Here is a 2522-nt window from a genome sequence, read left to right on the forward strand (position 1 = left end):
TAACGGCACATATATTGGGATTAGATTTATCATTATAAATATAAAAGGACAGCGATGAAAATACGAGGATTCTTAATCAGCCATCAAATAAACAGTTTATTATTTATTGTAGCTTTATTTCTATCATTATCACTTCCAATTTATGCCACAAACTGGTATGTGTATAAGAATGCAAGCGGCTCTAACAATGGAACAAGCTGGACTAATGCGTGGAAATCTTTTTCTAATATTAACTGGAGTTCAATTCAGCCAGGTGATTATATCTATATATCTGGCGGAACTGATTCCTTAGTTTATTCGGGTTCATTATCTCCTAATAAAAGCGGTACAAAAGCAAACCGAATCAGAATTTGGGCAGGCAAATATTCGCCAAATCCATCGGGGCACAGTGGCAGAGTAATAATAGAAGGAGGTTCATATAATATTCATATACAAAATGCAAGCTATCTATGGGTAAAAGGACTTGAATTAAGAAATGCAAATAGCCACGCAGTAAATATTGAGGATAACTCCACAGGGATTATAATAGATTCACTTAACATATACCAGTTTAATGCAGGTGGCGGTGATGGTTACGGAATAAGATTAACTGCATTGGCAGACAGCACAGTAATACAATACTGCACAATTAAAGATAGGATTGATGGTGTAGGGCAAAGTGATGTAATCCAAATAAATTACTGGAATCAATACAGACCAACCAGAACAATAATCCACGATAATTTTTTACATTGCAGAAGTCAAGACCCTGTTGCACACAATGATGTTTTGCAAAGTGTAGCTTGTGATGGTTTTATTATTTACAATAATATCCTCATCAGTGATTCTGTCAATAGCGGAACAGAGGGTGGAGGAATGCCATTTATTTTAAGCAGTATAAATTGGGGAGGTGATAATCCTGTAATTATTTTTAATAATTTTGCTTATATGGGCGGTCTATGGTATCCAAATGCAAACTATGGCAATACATTTTATACAAGGCACGATGGTCCGGGAAATAGCGGAAATCAACCCTCTAAAGTATTTGTATTTAATAATGCTTTTATCAGTAATGGTCCTCGAAATTCCGTATTTCAGCAAGAATATCTTGCACATTTTGTATCAAATAATATATTTGCAAGTTATTGCCCGCCTGGCAATGATCCACAGGGAAGAAGCTGGAGAAATCATAGTGCTCACGGATGGCATTCAGTGTTTGGTGGAAGTACAGCTTATGGAAACCATATAAGAATGGATAGTGCTCGTTATAATTTAGTATGGAAAGAAGATAGTGTGCAGTCTGGTTTATTTGCAGGTCAGTTTATTAAGCCTGGCGGTGGAACACAAAGCTTTAGTAATTGGAGTCAATGGGTAGCAGCAGGCGGAACAGGATTAAACAGAGACCCATTATTTGTATCTAACTTTGGTCACGAACCAGATCAGTCATTACTTAGACCAGACTTAAAACCAAATTCACCTGCTATTGATGCAGGAGAGGATTTGACATATCTGTATAATTATTTTAAGAATACTTTGGGATATGATTTGCCAGAGATGTTGAGTGATTTTTACGGTAATCCAAGAGGAGAAAACTGGAGTATCGGTGCTTATGAATATGATGCCGGACCAGATTTGACTCCTCCAAGAGTAACCGGGGCAAGTTTGCTGGACTCAGTAACATTGGTAGTAAATTTTTCAGAGGCATTAGATCAAGCAACAGCTGAGAACAAGAGCAACTACTCCATAACTAACAACATCAATGTTCTTAACGCATCACTATCTGGTACAAAAGTTACTCTTCAAACGTCTCCTCATTCTCCGGGTTCATATGTAGTTACGGTTGTTAATGTTGAAGACCTTTCCGGCAATTCCATTACACAAAACAATACTGCCCAATACATACTTTTGCCCCCTGATACGTTAATGAAGTTTCCTATAGTAGCTGTAGAAGGAATAATAATAGAGCCTGACCATACACCGGAGAAGACTATTGATGGACTGGGTGCACTTAGTGGAGACCCTGATTCAAGATGGGCTGCTGAGCCGATGCCTGAGGAATTAACATTTGATTTAGGCACAATCAGGACAGTATGTAAGACAAGACTATCATTTTATAATTGGAATGCCGGAAGGTATTATGATTACTCAATTTCAATATCAACTGATCACAATAACTGGATTACCGTTATTCCCCAAAGAATCTCTGTTTCCAATGAGGAGTGGACAGTAGATGAATTTACGTCAGTTGAAGCAAGATATGTAAGGGTTCATTTTATTAATAACAATCAAAGCCCTTGGGCAGGGCTTTGGGAAGCCGAAATTTGGGGAAGTGATGCTACCATAGTTGATCCGTTCAACAATAACTTACCATCTGGATTTACTTTGGGTCAAAATTATCCCAACCCATTTAATCCATCTACAACAATTAACTATTCTATTCCCTCATCTTCATTTGTAACAATAATAGTATATGATATTTTGGGAAAAAAAGTTGCAACACTTGTCAATGAAGAGAAACCTATGGGAAGTTATGAAATTGAGTT

1 protein-coding gene is annotated in these 2522 nt (G+C 37.2%); it reads left to right on the forward strand.

Translation table 11 applies throughout. The features are described from left to right. Window positions 1-54: 54 nt before the first annotated feature. Window positions 55-2522 (forward strand): discoidin domain-containing protein (locus tag QZT26_RS17200; RefSeq protein ID WP_295103912.1); only part of this gene is annotated, 2468 nt, incomplete at its 3' end.

Origin of the sequence: uncultured Candidatus Kuenenia sp. (assembly GCF_900696675.1) — a bacterium.
GTDB classification, from domain to species: Bacteria; Planctomycetota; Brocadiia; order Brocadiales; family Brocadiaceae; genus Kuenenia; species Kuenenia stuttgartiensis_A.